The organism is Acinetobacter defluvii, from assembly GCF_001704615.3.
Classification (GTDB): domain Bacteria; phylum Pseudomonadota; class Gammaproteobacteria; order Pseudomonadales; family Moraxellaceae; genus Acinetobacter; species Acinetobacter defluvii.
Genome location: NZ_CP029397.2, coordinates 1,409,090 through 1,426,895 on the forward strand (window position 1 = coordinate 1,409,090; position 17,806 = coordinate 1,426,895).

Annotated in this window: 18 protein-coding genes and 1 pseudogene; 11 read left to right on the forward strand and 8 right to left on the reverse strand. The window is 35.0% G+C overall.

The genetic code is table 11. The features are described 5' to 3' along the window. Positions 1-195 precede the first annotated feature (195 nt). The gene (locus tag DJ533_RS09015) at positions 196-1,371 is read left to right on the forward strand and encodes a PilT/PilU family type 4a pilus ATPase (RefSeq protein ID WP_065992243.1); all 1,176 of its coding nucleotides are present in this window, start codon (positions 196-198) and stop codon (positions 1,369-1,371) included. 218 nt (positions 1,372-1,589) lie between these two features. Next, the gene (locus DJ533_RS09020; protein WP_148245832.1) at positions 1,590-2,015 is read left to right on the forward strand and encodes a hypothetical protein; all 426 of its coding nucleotides are present in this window, start codon (positions 1,590-1,592) and stop codon (positions 2,013-2,015) included. Between the two features lie 117 nt (positions 2,016-2,132). Here the strand turns inward: DJ533_RS09020 and nfsB are convergent, their stop codons facing one another. Next, positions 2,133-2,786, reverse strand: a complete 654-nt coding sequence (nfsB, locus tag DJ533_RS09025) for an oxygen-insensitive NAD(P)H nitroreductase (RefSeq protein ID WP_065992249.1) — start codon at positions 2,784-2,786, stop codon at positions 2,133-2,135. 210 nt (positions 2,787-2,996) lie between these two features. Here nfsB and hpaI point away from each other — a divergent pair, with 210 nt between their 5' ends. Together hpaI and DJ533_RS09035 are read left to right on the forward strand one after the other, a co-directional pair. Next, the gene (gene hpaI, locus DJ533_RS09030; RefSeq protein WP_065992250.1) at positions 2,997-3,794 is read left to right on the forward strand and encodes a 4-hydroxy-2-oxoheptanedioate aldolase; all 798 of its coding nucleotides are present in this window, start codon (positions 2,997-2,999) and stop codon (positions 3,792-3,794) included. 403 nt (positions 3,795-4,197) lie between these two features. Further along, positions 4,198-4,737 (forward strand): invasion associated locus B family protein, encoded by a 540-nt coding sequence (locus tag DJ533_RS09035; RefSeq protein ID WP_065992251.1) that lies wholly within the window; start codon positions 4,198-4,200, stop codon positions 4,735-4,737. Between the two features lie 44 nt (positions 4,738-4,781). On the opposite strand, the gene DJ533_RS09040 is transcribed toward DJ533_RS09035, so the two are convergent. Next, on the reverse strand, positions 4,782-5,201 hold the full coding sequence (locus DJ533_RS09040; protein ID WP_065992252.1) for a hypothetical protein: 420 nt from the start codon (positions 5,199-5,201) through the stop codon (positions 4,782-4,784). A 317-nt stretch (positions 5,202-5,518) separates the two neighbouring features. On the opposite strand from DJ533_RS09040, the gene DJ533_RS09045 reads away from it, so the two are divergent. The 3 genes from DJ533_RS09045 to DJ533_RS09055 are packed head-to-tail and all read left to right on the forward strand — an operon-like array spanning position 5,519 to position 7,219. Next, positions 5,519-5,932 (forward strand): YeeE/YedE family protein, encoded by a 414-nt coding sequence (locus DJ533_RS09045; RefSeq protein ID WP_065992254.1) that lies wholly within the window; start codon positions 5,519-5,521, stop codon positions 5,930-5,932. A 2-nt stretch (positions 5,933-5,934) separates the two neighbouring features. After that, positions 5,935-6,348: a DUF6691 family protein gene (locus DJ533_RS09050; protein WP_065992256.1), complete on the forward strand. Its 414-nt coding sequence runs from the start codon at positions 5,935-5,937 to the stop codon at positions 6,346-6,348. A 1-nt stretch (position 6,349) separates the two neighbouring features. Then, positions 6,350-7,219 (forward strand): MBL fold metallo-hydrolase, encoded by an 870-nt coding sequence (locus DJ533_RS09055; protein WP_065992258.1) that lies wholly within the window; start codon positions 6,350-6,352, stop codon positions 7,217-7,219. 55 nt (positions 7,220-7,274) lie between these two features. Here DJ533_RS09055 and DJ533_RS18900 read toward each other — a convergent pair. The 3 genes and pseudogenes from DJ533_RS18900 to yddG all read right to left on the reverse strand — a co-directional run. After that, positions 7,275-7,872 (reverse strand): annotated as a pseudogene (locus DJ533_RS18900) (aminotransferase class I/II-fold pyridoxal phosphate-dependent enzyme); the annotation flags it as partial. Positions 7,873-7,959: 87 nt separating this feature from the next. Next, positions 7,960-8,121, reverse strand: a complete 162-nt coding sequence (locus tag DJ533_RS18665) for a hypothetical protein (RefSeq protein ID WP_171488548.1) — start codon at positions 8,119-8,121, stop codon at positions 7,960-7,962. A gap of 150 nt (positions 8,122-8,271) precedes the next feature. Next, positions 8,272-9,198 (reverse strand): aromatic amino acid DMT transporter YddG, encoded by a 927-nt coding sequence (gene yddG, locus DJ533_RS09060; protein ID WP_065992260.1) that lies wholly within the window; start codon positions 9,196-9,198, stop codon positions 8,272-8,274. A gap of 280 nt (positions 9,199-9,478) precedes the next feature. On the opposite strand from yddG, the gene DJ533_RS09065 reads away from it, so the two are divergent. Further along, positions 9,479-10,366 (forward strand): DMT family transporter, encoded by an 888-nt coding sequence (locus DJ533_RS09065; RefSeq protein ID WP_065992262.1) that lies wholly within the window; start codon positions 9,479-9,481, stop codon positions 10,364-10,366. Between the two features lie 177 nt (positions 10,367-10,543). Here DJ533_RS09065 and DJ533_RS09070 read toward each other — a convergent pair whose 3' ends face one another. Continuing rightward, the gene (locus DJ533_RS09070; RefSeq protein WP_065992264.1) at positions 10,544-11,917 is read right to left on the reverse strand and encodes an ATP-binding protein; all 1,374 of its coding nucleotides are present in this window, start codon (positions 11,915-11,917) and stop codon (positions 10,544-10,546) included. Next, positions 11,914-12,597: a response regulator gene (locus DJ533_RS09075; protein ID WP_065992266.1), complete on the reverse strand. Its 684-nt coding sequence runs from the start codon at positions 12,595-12,597 to the stop codon at positions 11,914-11,916. The genes DJ533_RS09070 and DJ533_RS09075 overlap by 4 nt, the downstream gene beginning before the upstream one ends. 110 nt (positions 12,598-12,707) lie before the next feature. Here DJ533_RS09075 and dsbD point away from each other — a divergent pair, with 110 nt between their 5' ends. From dsbD to dsbG, 3 genes are read left to right on the forward strand one after another with little or no spacing between them, the layout of a single operon-like run. Then, on the forward strand, positions 12,708-14,660 hold the full coding sequence (gene dsbD / locus DJ533_RS09080) for a protein-disulfide reductase DsbD (RefSeq protein ID WP_065992268.1): 1,953 nt from the start codon (positions 12,708-12,710) through the stop codon (positions 14,658-14,660). Beyond that, positions 14,657-15,496, forward strand: a complete 840-nt coding sequence (locus tag DJ533_RS09085; RefSeq protein WP_065992271.1) for a TlpA disulfide reductase family protein — start codon at positions 14,657-14,659, stop codon at positions 15,494-15,496. The genes dsbD and DJ533_RS09085 overlap by 4 nt, the downstream gene beginning before the upstream one ends. An 8-nt stretch (positions 15,497-15,504) precedes the next feature. Beyond that, positions 15,505-16,263, forward strand: a complete 759-nt coding sequence (gene dsbG, locus DJ533_RS09090; protein WP_065992272.1) for a thiol:disulfide interchange protein DsbG — start codon at positions 15,505-15,507, stop codon at positions 16,261-16,263. Positions 16,264-16,395: 132 nt separating this feature from the next. On the opposite strand, the gene DJ533_RS09095 is transcribed toward dsbG, so the two are convergent. Further along, positions 16,396-17,601 carry an amino acid aminotransferase gene (locus DJ533_RS09095; protein WP_065992273.1) on the reverse strand — a complete coding sequence of 402 codons (1,206 nt, stop codon included), beginning with the start codon at positions 17,599-17,601 and terminating at the stop codon, positions 16,396-16,398. Positions 17,602-17,806: the final 205 nt, after the last annotated feature.

Genomic DNA, 17,806 nt, shown 5'->3' on the forward strand with positions numbered 1-17,806 from the left:
AGGCAAGATCAGAATTTGATTTTGATTGAATCAACAGGAAATAAAATAATTTTTCTTTGAAATATTTAATTTATAGAGAAAAACTGATTGAGAATAAATTTAAAAATATGACAGAATGCACAAAAAAATTAGTCACTATTTATAAGATATTGACCAATTAAAGAATGATTAACTTTGCAAAAGATTGGGGAAAATATGTATACAACAGAACTATTACAAGAAGCACAACGCTATATGTTCCATATGTTGACTAAGGTAGTAGAGTTTGGGGGATCAGACTTATTTATTTCTGCGGATTTTCCACCGAGTATAAAACATCAAGGTTTAATGAAATCTTTGGGACAAAACGCATTAACTGCGGAAAAAACTAAACTTTTTGCTTATAGTTTGATGAATGAGAAGCAACGTCAGGAATTCGAAACAGAATTGGAATGTAACTTTGCAATATCTGTACCTGATGTTTCACGTTTTCGTGTGAATGTTTTTCAGCAACAGTTACAAGTCGGTATGGTGATTCGTACAATTACCGCAGAAATTCCAAACTTTACAAAACTCAAATTACCTGAAGCACTTAAGAACGTGATTATGGAAAAGCGTGGTTTAGTGCTCGTTGTGGGGGGGACAGGCTCAGGAAAGTCAACATCATTGGCTGCTATGATTGATTATAGAAATGAGCATTCAGCTGGACATATTATTACGGTAGAAGATCCTGTGGAATATGTACATAAACATAAAAAATCTATGATTACACACCGTGAAGTCGGGGTAGATTGTCATTCTTGGCATAATGCTTTAAAAAATACCTTACGCCAAGCCCCAGACGTTATTTTGATCGGTGAAATTCGTGATACAGAAACTATGGAGCATGCGATCGCTTTTGCTGAAACAGGACATCTCTGTCTAGGAACGTTACATGCCAATAACGCCAATCAAGCATTAGATCGAATCATTAATTTTTTTCCAGAGGAACGCCGCAATCAGTTGTTAATGGACTTATCATCGAATATGAAAGCGATCATTTCGCAACGTTTAATTCGAACAGAAAATGATGTAGGTCGTCGTGCAGCAGTTGAAATTTTACTCAATACCCCTTTAATTTCAGATGTGGTTTTAAAAGGAAACTTCCATGAAATTAAAGAAATCATGACAAAATCTCGGGAGCTTGGGATGCAAACTTTCGATCAAGCATTGTTTGATTTATATAATGAAAGAGCTATTAGCTATGATGAAGCATTGCGAAATGCAGACTCGACCAATGAGTTACGTTTACAGATTAAGTTAAAAAGTACAAGAGAAAATCAAATAAACGCTACGACAAACACTGGCTTAAGCATGTTACAAGAAGAAACATCTGTCAGTGAAACAGAATAAATCTTACATGATAATTTGAGTGAAATTTAGGATCTAAGATAGATAAACTTGATCCTAAATTTTTAATATAGAGTGGACTGATAAAAACAATGAAAATCCCCCTTAAAATCTACTTTTTACAAATAAATTAAGCTAAAATTTGGGCAAATTTTCATAAAATAGAAGAAACGATGTATATAAAGACTTATGCCTTAATTAGTACGCTGCTGCTTAGTTTAATGTCTATACAAAGCTTTGCAAAACAAACAGAAATAGATACCTCGCTGATCGCAGGCGAATGGATGTGTACACAAGAAATCAAAAATAACAATGTCTTCATCCAGTCGACCGATCAATATTATGAAAATGGAACATATTTTTCTGATTCTAAAATTCAGTTTGGAAATGATGTAAAAACCATTCATACCCAAATGAAAACAAAAAGTGCATGGGCATTGGATGAGCATCAGACCCTTATTTTTACCAAGACCAAACTATTAAAAGTAGACTCTGATGATAAAACCTATGAAAAAGCGCTTGAGAAAGAATATGAACAATTTCCAAATGCTCAAGCTAAAATTTTAGAGTTGAGTAAAAAGAAAATGCGTTTAGAAGTAGTCAAGCCTTTTAAAGTGTTAGAGCCTATTGAATGTACACGAAAATAAAAGTGCTAAATTAATCTCTCTGACATGTTAGTCTAGCATTCTTATTTTTAATAATAAGCGCTTATAAGATATAATCTGAGGCATCAGAAGAGTTTTTCCTACGATGCCTCTAGCTATTTAAAGCGTAGTAAAGATATCTTGGGGATTTAAGCGGGATTTAGGTAGTTTTGCATTAAAATCCTGTTCACTGCGATAACCTAAAGTCAATAGAACCGAAGGGATAAGTTCTTTTTCTGTTAAACTCAATTCTTCGGTAATAATTTCCTCATTGAAACCGCCAATCGGTGTGGCATCAATCCCTTCAATTCCTGCTGCCAATAATGCTTGCCCAAGTGCGATAAAAGTTTGATTTTCTGCCCAGCGTTGAATATCACCTTTTTCGTTGCGATAATAATCAACATAACCTGTGCGGCTGTCTTTTTGTCCTTGTTTGGCGGTGTCATCTTTAAAACGACCGCTGCGATCATCTTGTGCAAGTAAATGATCAAGATGTTGTTCCGAAATATCAGCCTGGGTACAAAAGAGAATGGTATGAGATGAGTCTAAAACTTTTGCTGCATTATAGGCGTATTTTCCAACCAAAGCTTTTGCAATACGTTGTTTTGCTTCATCACGATCTGCGATAAAAAAATGCCATGGTTGGATATTAATAGAAGAAGGGCTTAGACGTAAGATTTCGAGTAAACGTTCAAATTTTTCTTGAGGAATTTTTTGAGTGGCATCATATGCTTTGGTGGTATAACGTTTTTGAGCAATCTTGAGCAAATCCATACTTCAATCCCATAAATTGATAATGAATGATTTTACTTTAAACTTCATGTAAATGGGCAAAGAATTTTGCCAACATGATGGTATTAAATATTATACGCTATTTTAGATTAAGACGTTTCAGGCATGATGCAATATAAAATCTATATTGGTATTTTGGTTTAATCAGCGTTTAATAAGTATGAACGTATAATGCCCCAAAGAGTGAAGTATATGATTGATTATACTAATTATTTCAAACAGAAATTAAAAACCGAACAGCAAATTGGTTTATGGGTGGGGTTAGCAGATGCCTATGGCACTGAAATTGCTGCAAATGTTGGCTATGACTGGTTATTGATTGATGGTGAACATGCACCGAGTGATTTAAGAACAACTTTATCACAATTGCAAAGCATTGCTGCTTATCCTTCACAAGCTGTAGTGCGTCCACCGATTGGTAGTGTGCAACTCATCAAGCAACTTTTAGACATCGGTGCACAAACGTTGTTGATTCCCATGGTGGAAAGTGTTGAACAAGCAGAATTAATGGTAAAAGCGGTGCGTTATCCACCACACGGTGTTCGCGGTGTGGGTGCTGCATTGGCACGGGCAACACGTTGGAACAGTATTCCAGATTATTATGCAACTGCACATGAAAATATTTGTTTATTAATTCAAATAGAATCAGTCACAGGTTTGGCACATTTGGACGATATTCTAAATGTAGAGGGTATTGATGGAATATTTATTGGGGCTGTAGATTTATCTGCAACAATGGGTTACCAAGGTGATCCGAATCATCCCGCAGTACAAAAAGTAGTAATTGATGCAATTCAACGTATTCGTGCGGCTGGCAAAGCAGCGGGAATACTCTCAACCCAGCATGAAGTGACACAAAAATATTTAGACTTAGGGACTGAGTTTGTAGCGGTGGGTGTCGATACTAGTATATTGATGAATTCACTCAGTGAAGTGTTAGCTAAATATAAAAAAGATTATAAAATAAAAAATAAATCAAATGGTTATTGATAATACTTCGTCACGCATAGAATAAAAATAATTTTACATACAATTTTAAATTAACTACATAAAAATAAAGTGTATGTAAAATCATGAAAATCACCTATTTTTGTTAAGGTTTTCTGCAATATATGGATATAATTGTGATTGATTTCACAACTTTTATTTTAAAGTCATCAAAATAGGGAATGACTTTGTAAAAGTGAATAAACTTAATCAGCTGATTTTTCATTGGGGTGAATTAATCAAACTATGGCTTGTATTTGCTGTTAGTTGTTTGTTATTTAAGTTTATTTTTTCAAAAAGTAGTGAAATTTTTCTATTTTAAGGTATAGTGCAACCAAATTTATTCATTATTATAAATTGCTGTGTCTATATCGAATTTCAGCAAGAATTTAGCAGAGAAAATTGTATGCTTAACAATACATTACGATTGGGGTCGTTAATTTTGTTTATTGCAGGTGTTTCTATAACACAGGTAAATGCCGCTGATGATCAATTATCCTCATTGATTACGAAAGTGAGTAGTCAAGTCAAAAGTGATGCAATTACGGATGTGGAAAATAGATTATTGGGACGTGCGAGTTGGAAGATTAAATGCCAATATAAAGCATTTGACGATATTAAAGCCTGTGTGATGAGCAAAGGTCCGATTTCGGTTTTACATTTAAATAACCAATATATTGTGAATATTGGTGAAAAGCATGAAAAGAACAGTACCGCATATGTGCGTATAGACCAAGGGAATACTTTACAAGAACGCGAAGGATTATTTAGAAATGCAAATAGTCTTATCGGGCAGTTAAAACGTGGCAATTTTGCTTTTACACGTTATCAAAAAGCTAAAAATCAACAAATTGAGAACAAGATTTCACTTATAGGTTTTACGGATGCTTTTAATGATATGGAAGCACAATTTGTAAAACTTGGTGATGATAAAAATAAGTTTTAAATATTGAGTAAAGCCTTAATTAATGAAAATTAAGGCTTTTATTATTAATATGCATATTTTAGATCAGTATATTTGGTTAAAGACATTTCAACATGATCTTTAATAAATTTCTTAATATCTTCTGGTGACATCGCTTTACCTTGATTGGTAATCACATGTTCAGAGGGCATTTGACCTGAAACAGTAAGACGATAAATAAAATTACGTGCAATTTGATAGCTCTGATTTTGCTTAACAATACAAGTGCTGTATAAATAACTATGTTCTAAGTTGAGATCTGTATGAGAAAAAATGAATTGTTCAAATAACTTAAGCGCTTTACCCTCTTCTAAATGCTTTAATTCATCAATAATTGCTTTTTCATGATGAATTTCATAGCGTTCAGAAATAGCTTGCCCATCGATGAATAGGGCTACTTTGTCATTTGGATGTTCAATGACGGTAATATTGCTCAAGTTAGACATGTAAAACTCATGATTTAAAACTGAATAGAAAGAGTATCTTAGAAATAATCTCAAAATCAAAGTCACCCATAAGATAAAAGTCTAAATATTCAACAAATAAACCCCTTAAAAAGATATTTTTAAACAGCTGTGTTCTTATTTTGATCATGCTAATTTTTCACATTTTAATGCTGTTATATCTATTATTCCTATTTTATTTTTCTTTGAGAGTAATGATGGGTTATGTAAACGGAAATGATTAATTAGCATTATCCTATTTTAAAACATAGTTAATTAATATATTATAAAAACATATAATGTTTATTGAGTAATCAAATATGCACGCATATTTAAATGCCTTTTTGGGCGGTACACTCTTAGGTGTCGCTGTCGTTGGCTATTTATATGTTAACGGTAGAATTGCGGGAATTAGTGGATTAGTTGGACAACTTTTTAATAAAGAAGCTTTATTTCAACGACCTGCAACGTGGTTTTTATTGGGTTTATTTCTCACCCCCTTTATTTATGGATTATTTTTTAATCCTCAAATTGAGCTCCATGCATCACCCTTGGCAATGATAATCGCAGGTGTTTTGGTTGGATTTGGCACACGTTTAGGTTCTGGCTGTACTAGTGGACATGGTATTTGTGGTATGAGCCGACTCTCAGTTCGATCAATGGTCGCTACAAGTTTATTTATGCTTGCTGGTTTTGTTACGGTTTATATCATGCGCCATATACTAGGACAATAATCATGAAAAATATTTTAGCTTTTGTTTTTGGTGGCTTATTTTCGATTGGTTTGATGTGGTCAGGCATGGCAAATCCTGAAAATGTATTGAGTTTTTTAGACCTATTTGGCGAGTGGAATGCCAGTTTGATGTTTGTCATGATTGGAGCAATTTGTGTTGCATTTATTCCATTTCAAAAGGCAATTCGTAAACCTGTAACGATATTTAATGAAAAAATTGAGTTGCCTATCTCTCAGCAGATTGATAAACGTTTATGTATTGGCGCTTTAATCTTTGGGATCGGTTGGGGAATTGCAGGGATTTGTCCAGCGCCTGCTTTTACTTTGATTGGTTTAGGTTATTATCAAGCAATCTATTTCCTTGCGGCTATGTTTTTTGGCGTTTGGCTACATCGTAAATTTGTTGGAGTAAAATAATATGCAAAAACCTGTTATACAACACTTTTTTGATGAAAATACCAATACTTTTAGTTATGTGGTTGCTGACCCAGAAACTTTACAATGCGCCATTATTGATAGTGTTTTAGACTATGATGCAGCTTCGGCAAGTACGCAAACCACCCATGCCGATATGATCATTGCTTACATCCAAACACATGGTTTTAAAGTTCAATGGATTTTGGAAACGCATGTACATGCTGACCATCTCACCGCCTCTCAATATTTAAAGGAAAAATTGGGTGGTCAGATTGCAATGAGTGAAAAAATCAGCGAAGTACAAAAAGTTTTTACTGAGATTTATCATTTTAAAAATACGGCAGATTTTGATATTGCGTTTGATTACTTATTTGAAGCTGGTGAAGCATTTAAAATTGGGCAACTTCAAGCTTATAGTATTGCTACACCAGGACATACGCCTGCGTGCTTAAGCTACGTCATCGAAGATTGTGTATTTGTCGGTGACACTTTGTTTATGTATGACTATGGTACGGCACGTTGTGATTTCCCTAAAGGCAGTGCATCACAACTCTATGATTCAATACAAAAGCTATTTTCCTTGCCAGAACATTATCGCATATTTTTGTGTCATGATTATTTGCCAAGTACACGGACAGAATATCTGTGTGAAACCAGTGTAAAAGAGCAAAAATTAAAAAATATTCATGTGCATGACGGTATCAAAAAAGCAGATTTTGTCGCTATGCGAGAACAACGTGATGCAACCCTGAGTATGCCGCAATTAATCTTACCCGCAATTCAGATTAATATGGTGGCAGGGCATTTCCCTGAAGCTGAAACAAATGGTGTACGCTATTTAAAAATTCCATTTAATTATTTTAAATCCTAGAAAAATTCAAAATTTTTTAAAGGATTACAGCGCTTGAGTTTGATTGATTTTATTTTCAATACTGCTGATTAAAATCCAGTCCGTATTGAATAGCTGTAAAGCATGTAAATGAACAATTCAAGCGTAAATAATGCTGTTGTGAATTTAACATATTAAAGAGTTGACTAGCGATTACATCAATATTTTGTTGAATAAGAGCATGATAGATGTCCATATTATCCCTAAAAATAGGAAGTTTAATTCAGAGGAAAAATCCACTTGCAAAACAAAAAACTTGGTATTGTTCAGATAAATGCTGCTCTAGGTAATGAAAATCTGTTTTGTATTACGTTCTAAATTGCGTCTGAGTTGGCATAAGTGTTTTTCATAATGATGCTGATGTAGGAAGTAGACTAGCGTATTTTGTAAAAGTGAGTTGATTGAAATAGTACTCATTAACTGTAAATGCTGAATTTTATTTGAAAATTTACCCGCATGTACCCAACTTATACGAAGATTCACACCTAAAGTTTTGGAAAAAGAGGGGCAATGCAGCCCCCAATTCTGCTGATCAAAATGTTTTACGGAAAGCGATTTTTCTGCCCAACATACAGTTCTTCATAAAGATCATCTTCGATCAACTACACTTGATATTGGTGTAAAAGTTCAGCAATTTTTCGTATGGTTTTAGCCTACTATTTTCAATGAATTGTTGAAGATGGTGGGTAATTGCTCAGATTTATACATAAAAACTCAAAGGATCAATTTAAGTAACTATGGTCTGCACCCACTGCCAAAATAACGCCAACACAAAATAAAGTACAGTAAATAAAAAACCAAAAAATCATGCGCTTAAAAGCTTTATCAGAGATAGAGCTGTCTGCATATTGGGGAGATTTTTTTGAATCTTGATCATGGTTCATGGCTTTGATCTCATTTCAGACTATTTTTATAGTATGGGAAAGATCAGAAGAAATCACTAGACACAGAACTGTGCTAAAAAAATATAACAGATCAGTGATAAAAACCAAATCTATGATAGTTTTGATAGGTTTTAAGATATTGATACTCACTTAAAATTGTAATTTTATTTTTTGAATTCGAGGTTTAATTTGCTCCCAACTGGTAGACAACCAACAAACCAGTGAGCCTAAAGTGACCAAATAAACCCCATGCCAAAACTCTAAAGAGAGTACAGTTTGTAAAATTAGCATTGAAAATAAAGTTGAAAATATTGGACTAAAATAAGAAAGTGTCACTAAAAAAGTGATATTTCCTTTGATAATTCCAATATTCCATGCAGCGTAACCTAAAGCCGTAGCAAGACCCACAGCAATTAAATATGGTAAGACTTCAAAGTCGATGTTTGGTAAAGTATCAATCGAATGTGTCATCAGTAGTTTTGTCCATAAAACTACACTAATCAGGACAAAATATAATGCAATGGGGTTATGACCTTGACTGTATTTTCGGGTAATTACACAATAAGTTGCCCATAAGATTGCACCCATCAAAGCTAAAATATAGCTTATCGGGTTTGACATAAAATGTGTCCACAATGTTATTAGAGAAAATTGGTTATTGCCTGTTTGAATGACAACAATGCCACACATGCTGATCATTAAGCCAAAAATGACAAATATACTAAATTTTAATTCTTTAAAAATGATTAACATCGCTACAGTTAAGCTAGGCCATAAGTAGTTCACTAAGCTGATTTCTATGGCTTGCTGTGATGTTTGGGCAAGTGCAATTGCATAGGAAAAACACAATTCATAGACTAAAAATAATAAAGATGCACCGATCAGATATATTTTTGGAATGATTTTTAAGTTTGGAATTTTAAAAATAATCAATAAAATAACAGTGCTTAAGCTATACATCAGTGTAACAGCATAATCTGCACCGAGCAGGCTACTCAGTTTTTTTAATAATCCAACCAAAGATGACCATAGCAAAATAGCACTAAAGCCAAGAAGTGTAGCGAGATTTTTTGACATGACGTGTACTACTTTTGCCTAAAAGTTAAGGCATTTTTGAGTGGAAAATTATGTGCACAGTATAGTGCTTTTAAAAGTAAATAGATGACGGATTTTAAGATCGAAAAGACAGTCTTAAGTGGATTATTTGAATGTCTGGTAAATTTTTTAAACTTAACATTTAAGAGCATAAGAAGCTAACCAAAGAAAAACTATCTAAACTTTTCTGTAAAATCATATTTTTCTCATTGAAAGGTGTATATTCAAGTTTGTTTAAAATTTATCTTTAAAGTAAGGCTTTATGTCATCCATTTGGATTTTTTTTACGGTCATGGCTGCTTTTATGCAAGCATGGCGCAATGCTTTTCAAAAGCAACTGAGTCTTACTGTTGATGTTTACGGCGTTACTTTAGCGCGTTTTATTTTTGGACTACCTTTTGCAGTTTGCTATATTTTTATACTTTATCAGCAACAACCTTTGGCTCAAGCTGTGGAATTTACTACACGTTATTGGCTATATGTGTTCATCGCAGGAATCAGTCAAATTGCTGCAACCGCATTAATGGTACAGTTATTTAAACAAAAAAATTATGCCATTGGCGTGGGTTTAGCCAAAAGTGAAGCGATTTTAGCCGCGATAATTGCTGTCGTGGTTTTAAGTGAAAAGTTGACTGTTTTAGGCTGGGGAGGTGTTGCTCTTGGGGGAGTAGCAGTATTTTTACTGAGCAATGGCAAGGAAAAGCAAGATATTTCATTATCGACTTTGTCGATTGGCATTGGCAGTGGACTGTGTTTTGCCATTACTTCATTGCTGGTTCGTGAAGCCAGTTTAGAGCTTGATAACTTGCCATATTTATACCGTGCAGCATGGGTCTTGCTCAGTATTATCGGTTTCCAATGTTTATCCATGCTATTGTTTTTAATTGTATTTAGCCGAAAAACTTTAGTGGCAATGTGGCATAAAATTGGACTGACTTTTAAAGTCAGTGTGTGTAGTTTTTTAGCTTCTTTGGGTTGGTTTACAGCGATGAGTATGCAGTCTGTCGCAATTGTGAAAACTTTGGGACAAATAGAAATCTTATTTAGCTTAATGATTTCGGTCTATTTCTTTAAAGAACAATTAGCAAAAACTGAGCATTTGGGATTGATTCTCGTAGTGATTGCTGCAATTTTGGTGATTTGGGCATGAGAATATTGAGCTCAATATCGCTTAAATAAAATTTCCCAGCGTTATCCCAAGATATATCCACAGATTTTGTGGATTTATTTAAAATTTAACGTATTGAAATATAATTTAATATTCTATTTTTGCTGATTTTTTGAGCTTTATTTTTAAGTCTATATACATTTATCCATAACCAGAGAATTATTTCTTTTCATCTATATTTTCAGAAATAATAGCTTTTAAACCGTGTGGAAAATTATGCTCAAAAGTAATGTTGTGAGCATTTTTATTGAGCAGAATGTTGACCAAAGCCAAACCTAAGCCATGACCTGTATTTTGTGCAGATTTACGCCAGAAACGTTTAGTCAATAGTTGCAGATCTGTGGCATTTAAACCTACACCATTATCCTGAATAATCAAATGATTCTTCTGCATAAAAACCTCAATAGCTGTATAAGATTGTGCATGTAAAAAGACATTTTCAATCAAATTTTTTAATACAATATACAAAGTAGAGGCAGGCAGTTTCAGTATGGAAAGACTATTCCAATCTATCTGCAAGCAGGTATTTTCTATCGAATATGTATGTTTTAATTCTTGAATAACCTGTTTTAACACCTCTGCAACATCTGCATTTTCACAGTGTACCGTGTTGTGTAATTCAGTCTTACTCAATAACAGCAATTGTTCCAAGAGCTGTTGATAACGTTGAACACTTTGATCGGCTTGTTGTAAGTTCAGTGTAAGTTTAGCGTGCTGTTCATCAGATTGTTGCAACATCAGCAAACTAAGTTGTACATTGGTTTTAATGGCAGTCAAAGGGCTGCGTAACTCGTGAGCAGCAAAGGCACTAAAACTTTTTTCATTTTCAAGACTTTCATGTAAGTTTTGAATCAGTTCGATCAGGCTGTCGACAAAAGGTTGGATTTCAGTGGGAATATTTTGCGTTTTGAGTGCCAATAAATAACTCGCTGCTTCTGATAAACTCTGTTTTTTTTCTGTGACATCTTGTGCGATTTGATCCAAAGGTTGAAACTCAACCCGAATAATCCATAAAATTAGGAAGACACATAAAATCAATGTGAAAATTAATGGGATTAGTACGGATTTTAAAATTTGTGCCAATAGCGTTGAACGTAATTCTAGTTTTTCAGCAGAAACGACCTGAATCTGTCCTTTTTTTAAAGTATAACTACGCCATTCAATTCCATGATCAAGCCAAGTGCTAAAACCTGTATTTTGGTTACTTAAGTTATCGGGTGCATCTTGGGTACGTGCAATCACTTTTTGATCTGTGGAAATATGTGAACTAAAAAATGAAACTTCACATGCAATTAAGTTTTGGTTGGCATTTTCAGCATTTACAGACTCTAGGACATCGGGTAAATCATGCACAGGTAAGTGCCGAATTAAACGATAAACCATGTGTGCAGAAGCAGAAAGACGCTCATCTAGGGTCTGTTGTAATTGTTTTTGTAAATCATAATATAGCCAGCAAAAAACCATCGACCAAAGTAAGATGAAAATTACCAATAAGGTCGAAACTAAACGCCATTTTAAACTATAGCTTTTCATGATTTTTCTTCTAGATGTTCAGTGGGCACTTTTAAAATGTAGCCAACACCACGCACCGTTTGTATTAAATCAGGATGGGTTTTTTGCCGTAAATGGTGGATATGGACATTAATGGCATTACTTTCAATACTGTCTTGAAAACCATAGGTTTTATCAATTAATTGATCTGTTTTTAATACTTGATTTGGGTAGAGCATAAAGGTTTCAAGCAGGCTATATTCTCGGCGTGATAAATTCAAAACCTGTTGTTGATAGTAGGCTTGCTGGGTATCTTGATTAATTTCTAAATCTGCAATGCTTAAAATATTAGAAGAATAACCCCGATGACGGCGAGTTAAGGCATGAATTCGTGCAATAAGTTCTGTTAAATCAAAAGGTTTGATTAAGTAATCGTCTGCACCAGCATTTAAAGCTTCGACACATTGTTGAGTTTGATTACGTGCGGTGAGGACGAGCACAGGCACATGCAGTTGATCTTTACGCCATGAAGCAAGTAGTTCTAAACCATCTTGATCAGGCAAACCTAAGTCAAGTAAACATAAATCCACCGCAGTTTTACGAATAAAATAATCCGCAGCTTGGGCTGTATTGACATGCTCAATTGAAATATTTAAATAATCCAGCGCAGCCACGATACTTTGTGCAATATAAGGATCATCCTCCACCAACACGACAAACATAAATACTCCTCTGATAATGTTGATATTTTACAAAGAAAAACAAGTCTTAATGTTCTCTTAACCCTTTTTCGATGATAATGCATTCAGTCACATTATTTAGATTGATTAATATGTTTATCAAAACCTTAACAGGTGTCGTACTGAGCTTGGTTTCGACAGCTATTTTTGCCAATGAGGATTTTTTACCCCCAGATCAAGCTTTTAAATTTCAGGCACATTCTATTTCTTCACAACAAGCTGAACTGAACTGGCAGGTTGCTCCACATTATTATTTATATCATGACCAATTTAAAGTTAGTGTAGCGCAAAAAGAGCTGGCACTAAAACTACCCAAAGGGCATGAAAAAGATGATCCAACCTTTGGTAAGACCAATGTGCATTATAATCAAGTCACAACAACGATTAACGTTAAACCAAATCAAAAATATAATGTGCAATGGCAAGGCTGTTCTGAGGATGGTCTGTGCTATCCATTGCAACATATCACGATCCAAACTGATGCAGCAGGTTTATTGCCTCAACAGAAGTTAGCCAAAGTTGGACTAAATCCATCGGAAAAGCTATTGGAGAATAAGAGTAATGAAAATAATAACTTACTAAAAGATAAAGTTGTAGAAAACGCCACACTTGTTAAAGACAAGGAACCATCATCTGAATTAGATGAAGCAAAAAATCTAAATTCTGACATTACGCTTGCACAAGGGGAAACATCGGCAAGTCAAGTGCAAGCAATAGAACAAACATCTATTCGTACAGCACCCCAAGTGCCCGAGCAAACAAATCAATCCCTACAAAATGAGCTAAATAACGATCAGTTTTTCTTAAAATTATTGAGTCAGCAAAATATTTTCTTAAATATCTTGGTCTTTTTGGCATTGGGAATTTTACTGGCATTTTTGCCGTGTTCATTGCCTTTAATTCCGATTTTGTCTGGGATTTTAGTGCAACGTAGTAAGGGTTATAAAGCTGCTGCGATTGCATCTACTTTTGTGATCTGTATGGCTTTGGTCTATGGATTGATGGGCGTAGTGGTATCTCAGCTTGGTTTTGGGATTCAACGATGGTTTCAAAATCCAATATTTATCAGTATTTTTGCAATTTTATTTGTGGTGTTTGCTCTTAATTTATTTGGTTTGTATCAGATTTCTTTACCACGTGGACTACTACAAAGTTTAGATAAATTACAACAACGACAAAAAGGCGGAACGCTGGTCGGTGCAGGGATGATGGGTGCAATTTCTGCACTGATTGTTGGACCATGTATGAGTGCACCTTTGGCGGGAGCTTTGCTATATGTTTCGCATCTTGAGCAACCGTTATTTGGTGGTTTTTATCTGTTTTTGCTTGGCTTAGGGATCGGGATTCCATTATTTGTTGCCAGTGTATTTGGTGCGAAATATTTACCAAAACCAGGTTTGTGGATGGATCGTCTGAAATTTAGTTTTGGATTTGTCATGTTGGCAATGGCGGTGTATTTTGCGCGCCCCTTACTGCCTATAAGCATTTATTATGTTTTATTTGCAGTTTTATTTTTTGCACTGGCAATCTATTTGATTGCGATTATTCGACATGTGGTGAATTTTTCTTATAAATTGTTGATTGTATTCATTGTTGTGGGTGTGATGAGTGCAGGTGTTTGGCAAACTCGTCAAGCACTTCAGCAGATGAACTCTGCAGAAAAAATAGCGCAATTACACCCTTGGATCAAGGTCACTAACGCACAGCAACTTGAACAAGCATTGGCTAAAAACCCACAAAAATCAATCATTATTGATGTTTACGCAGACTGGTGTGTGGCATGTCAACCGATTGAAAAAGAAATCTTCCCTCGTGTAGATGTACAGGCAGCTGTGAAAGATGTGGTACGTATCAAACTAGATTTGACTCATCCTGAAGCATCTCAAGATGAATTGTTGAAAAAATGGCAAATCTTAGGTCCGCCGACTATGATCTTCCTTAATTCACAACAGCAAGAAATGCGTGATTTACGTTTAACTGGTACATTTACAGCACCACAGTTTTTGCAAAAACTTGCGCAGTTAAAACAAGCGGGTGGACAATGATTTCTAGTGAAGCGATCCATTTAGGTCCTTTTATGTTGCCATTTCCGTTGCTTTTGGTACTTTTCGGCTTGCTGATTGTTTATGCAGTCGGCAAGATCTTAGAGAAAAAGCAACAATGGTCAGTGCAAACTTGGCGCACTTTTTCTGATTCTTTATGGACGATGCTGTGGGTAGGGCTGGTTGCAGCACGATTGGTTTTTGTATTATTAAATTTAGATGTGTACTTGGCATCACCGATTGACATCATCAAAGTTCAAGACAAAGGCTTCCACCTATATGGTGGTGTGATTGCAGGTGTAGCATGGTTTTTGTGGAAAAATAGAACATTTAAGTTGGAAAATAAAGTCATTTTTGTGACTATTTTTACTTTAATCTGTGCATTGAGCTTAGGCTTAAGTCAGTGGCAGAAACCACAAAGTTTTTATCCCAATATGCAGTTTAATAACCTTGAGCAGCAACAAATTTCATTAAAACAATTTGTGGGTAAACCTACTGTCGTCAATCTTTGGGCAAGCTGGTGTCCGCCCTGTCATCGGGAAATGCCTGTTTTGGCACAAGCGCAAAATGATTTTAAACAAGTCAACTTTGTCATGTTAAATCAAGGTGAAGGTGTTGAAAAAGTTCAAGCTTATTTAAGTAAAAATCAATTTTCATTTCACAATGTTTTATTCGATACGCAAGGTGAACTTGCCAAAGAAATGAAAATGTTTGGTTTACCAAGTACGCTATTTTTTAATGCACAAGGACAATTGGTTGACAGACATATGGGCGAACTTTCTCCTGCGATGTTGCAACAATATTTAAAGAAAATTTCAAGTTCTGATCATTTAAAATAGGTGAAATTATGCAAAATTTTCGTCATTCATCAAGAAAAATCGCTTTAACTTTATGTGTGTTAGGGAGTGTAAATTCAAGCTTTGCCTTGACACCACTACAACAGCAGATTGCCAAAGAAGGTTTTGAGTTTGTCAAAGAAATTCCTGCACCTGCCAATATGACCGGTTGGGCAGGGCACAAAGAGCAATATCCTGCAACCGTATTTATTTCCAATGATCAAAAATATTACATCGTGGGCGATCTATATAATGCTAAAGGCGAAAATTTGTCGGTAGATGCCTTGAATACCCATGTCAAAAATGCAGTCTTGGATGATGTCTGGAAATCACTGGAAAAGTCAACCTACATTCAAGATGGTAAAAAGGATGCAGCTCGTATCGTGTATGTATTCTCTGATCCAAACTGTCCGTATTGTCATCAATTTTGGCAAAAAGCACGTCCTTGGGTGGAGTCAGGTAAAGTTCAATTACGTCATATCCAAGTCGCTGTGATCCGTAAAGAAAGTCGTGGTCAAGTGGCAACTTTATTGACCTCTAAAAATCCTGAGCAAGTTTTTAGTCAATTGAATTTAAAATCTGGAGATCAGTCTTTAAAACCAATGCAAAATATTCCTGCTGATATTGCAGCAAAAATTGATGCCAACCAAGCGTTGATGGATAAATATGGATTTTTTGCAACGCCTGCAGTGATTTGGAAAAGTCAACAAGGTGAGTTTAAGTCTACGCAAGGTATGCCAAAAGATTTAAAAGAGGTATTTGAAAAATAGTTTTTGAATGGAATATTGAATATTATGGTTATGTTTTAAAAAAAATGGTTTTCTGATTATTATTTTTAAATCATCGTTATTTAAAAAACCAGCCGTAGCTGGTTTTTTAAATGATTCATATAAAAAACAAACTTATGTTGTTTTTTTCATCACTTCAGCAAAAGCATTGGCTACTGCGTCGATATTATTTAAGTTCAAACCTGCTGCGCACATACGACCGCTACGCACCAAATAAATAGCATATTGATCTTTTAAGATATCGACTTGTTCCGCAGTTAAACCTGTGTAACTGAACATGCCTTGTTGTTTGACTAGATAACTAAAATCACGTTCAGGCAATGCAGTTTCAAGTTTGGTTTTCAGCAAATCACGCATTTTGATAATACGTTCGCGCATTTCTTGTAACTCAGCCTTCCAATTTTCAGCAAGTTTTTCATCATGTAATACTGTATCGACAATCAAAGCGCCTGTTGTTGCTGGGCTAGAGTAGATGCGGCGAACAGTTGCTTTTAACTGACCTAAAACTTTTTGTGCAGTTTCAGCATCATCACAGACAAAACTTAAACCACCGACACGTTCACCGTAGAGTGAGAAAATTTTAGAGAAAGAATTACTGACAATAAAGTTCATACCTGACTTGTCTAAAGCCCGAATGGCATAAGCATCTTCTTCTAAACCTTGACCAAAACCTTGATAAGCAATGTCTAAGAATGGAATGAGATCACGAACTTTGAGCACCTCGATCACACGATCCCATTCAGCAGGGGTTAAATCTGCACCTGTTGGATTGTGGCAGCATGGATGCAGTAATACGATGCCTTTTGCAGGAATCTTATTTAAATCCTCTAGCATTGCTTCGATGTTGACACCATTGGTCGCAGCATCGAAATAACGATAGAAATGAGCATTAATTCCAGCACCATTAAAGATCGCAATATGGTTGTCCCAAGTCGGTTGGCTCACCCAAATGTCAGATTCTGGGAAATATTTTTTTAAGAAGTCTGCGCCAACTTTTAATGCACCTGAGCCACCTAAAGTTTGAATCGTGACTACACGACCATCTTTACGTGCCTGTGAATTTTCACCAAACACCAACGCTTGTGTCGCTAAATTATAGGTTTTAGAACCATCCATAGGTAAATAAAGTTTCACTTTATCATTGAGAGGTTCAATATTTTTAAGCGCAGTTTTAACTGCTTCTAACTGAGGCACAATACTGTCCTCATTATAATATAAACCGATACTTAAGTTTACTTTTTGCGCTCGTTCATCCTTACTATATTCTTCCATTAATGAAAGAATCGGGTCACCAGCATAAGGATCGACATGTTGAAACATGATTGAAAGTCCTAAATCAAACGAAGTTATTGTGTCTAGCTAATATAAGCGATATTTGCGCTGACTCAAGAAAGGATTGCAGATAAATTCTTATGAATAGCTTAATTTTCATTTATAAGAGCACAAATCAGTACATATGTGACACTTAGAAGGTCTAACAGATTAAACGGATAAATACTTTAAAATAAAGCAATAATACGAGAGA

Coding starts and splice junctions, on each gene's coding strand:
- DJ533_RS09015 (WP_065992243.1), top strand. CDS start 196: ATGTATACAACAGAACTATTACAAGAAGCACAACGCTATATGTTCCAT.
- DJ533_RS09020 (WP_148245832.1), top strand. CDS start 1,590: ATGTCTATACAAAGCTTTGCAAAACAAACAGAAATAGATACCTCGCTG.
- nfsB (WP_065992249.1), bottom strand. CDS start 2,786: ATGGATTTGCTCAAGATTGCTCAAAAACGTTATACCACCAAAGCATAT.
- hpaI (WP_065992250.1), top strand. CDS start 2,997: ATGATTGATTATACTAATTATTTCAAACAGAAATTAAAAACCGAACAG.
- DJ533_RS09035 (WP_065992251.1), top strand. CDS start 4,198: ATGCTTAACAATACATTACGATTGGGGTCGTTAATTTTGTTTATTGCA.
- DJ533_RS09040 (WP_065992252.1), bottom strand. CDS start 5,201: ATGTCTAACTTGAGCAATATTACCGTCATTGAACATCCAAATGACAAA.
- DJ533_RS09045 (WP_065992254.1), top strand. CDS start 5,519: ATGCACGCATATTTAAATGCCTTTTTGGGCGGTACACTCTTAGGTGTC.
- DJ533_RS09050 (WP_065992256.1), top strand. CDS start 5,935: ATGAAAAATATTTTAGCTTTTGTTTTTGGTGGCTTATTTTCGATTGGT.
- DJ533_RS09055 (WP_065992258.1), top strand. CDS start 6,350: ATGCAAAAACCTGTTATACAACACTTTTTTGATGAAAATACCAATACT.
- DJ533_RS18665 (WP_171488548.1), bottom strand. CDS start 8,121: ATGAACCATGATCAAGATTCAAAAAAATCTCCCCAATATGCAGACAGC.
- yddG (WP_065992260.1), bottom strand. CDS start 9,198: ATGTCAAAAAATCTCGCTACACTTCTTGGCTTTAGTGCTATTTTGCTA.
- DJ533_RS09065 (WP_065992262.1), top strand. CDS start 9,479: ATGTCATCCATTTGGATTTTTTTTACGGTCATGGCTGCTTTTATGCAA.
- DJ533_RS09070 (WP_065992264.1), bottom strand. CDS start 11,917: ATGAAAAGCTATAGTTTAAAATGGCGTTTAGTTTCGACCTTATTGGTA.
- DJ533_RS09075 (WP_065992266.1), bottom strand. CDS start 12,597: ATGTTTGTCGTGTTGGTGGAGGATGATCCTTATATTGCACAAAGTATC.
- dsbD (WP_065992268.1), top strand. CDS start 12,708: ATGTTTATCAAAACCTTAACAGGTGTCGTACTGAGCTTGGTTTCGACA.
- DJ533_RS09085 (WP_065992271.1), top strand. CDS start 14,657: ATGATTTCTAGTGAAGCGATCCATTTAGGTCCTTTTATGTTGCCATTT.
- dsbG (WP_065992272.1), top strand. CDS start 15,505: ATGCAAAATTTTCGTCATTCATCAAGAAAAATCGCTTTAACTTTATGT.
- DJ533_RS09095 (WP_065992273.1), bottom strand. CDS start 17,601: ATGTTTCAACATGTCGATCCTTATGCTGGTGACCCGATTCTTTCATTA.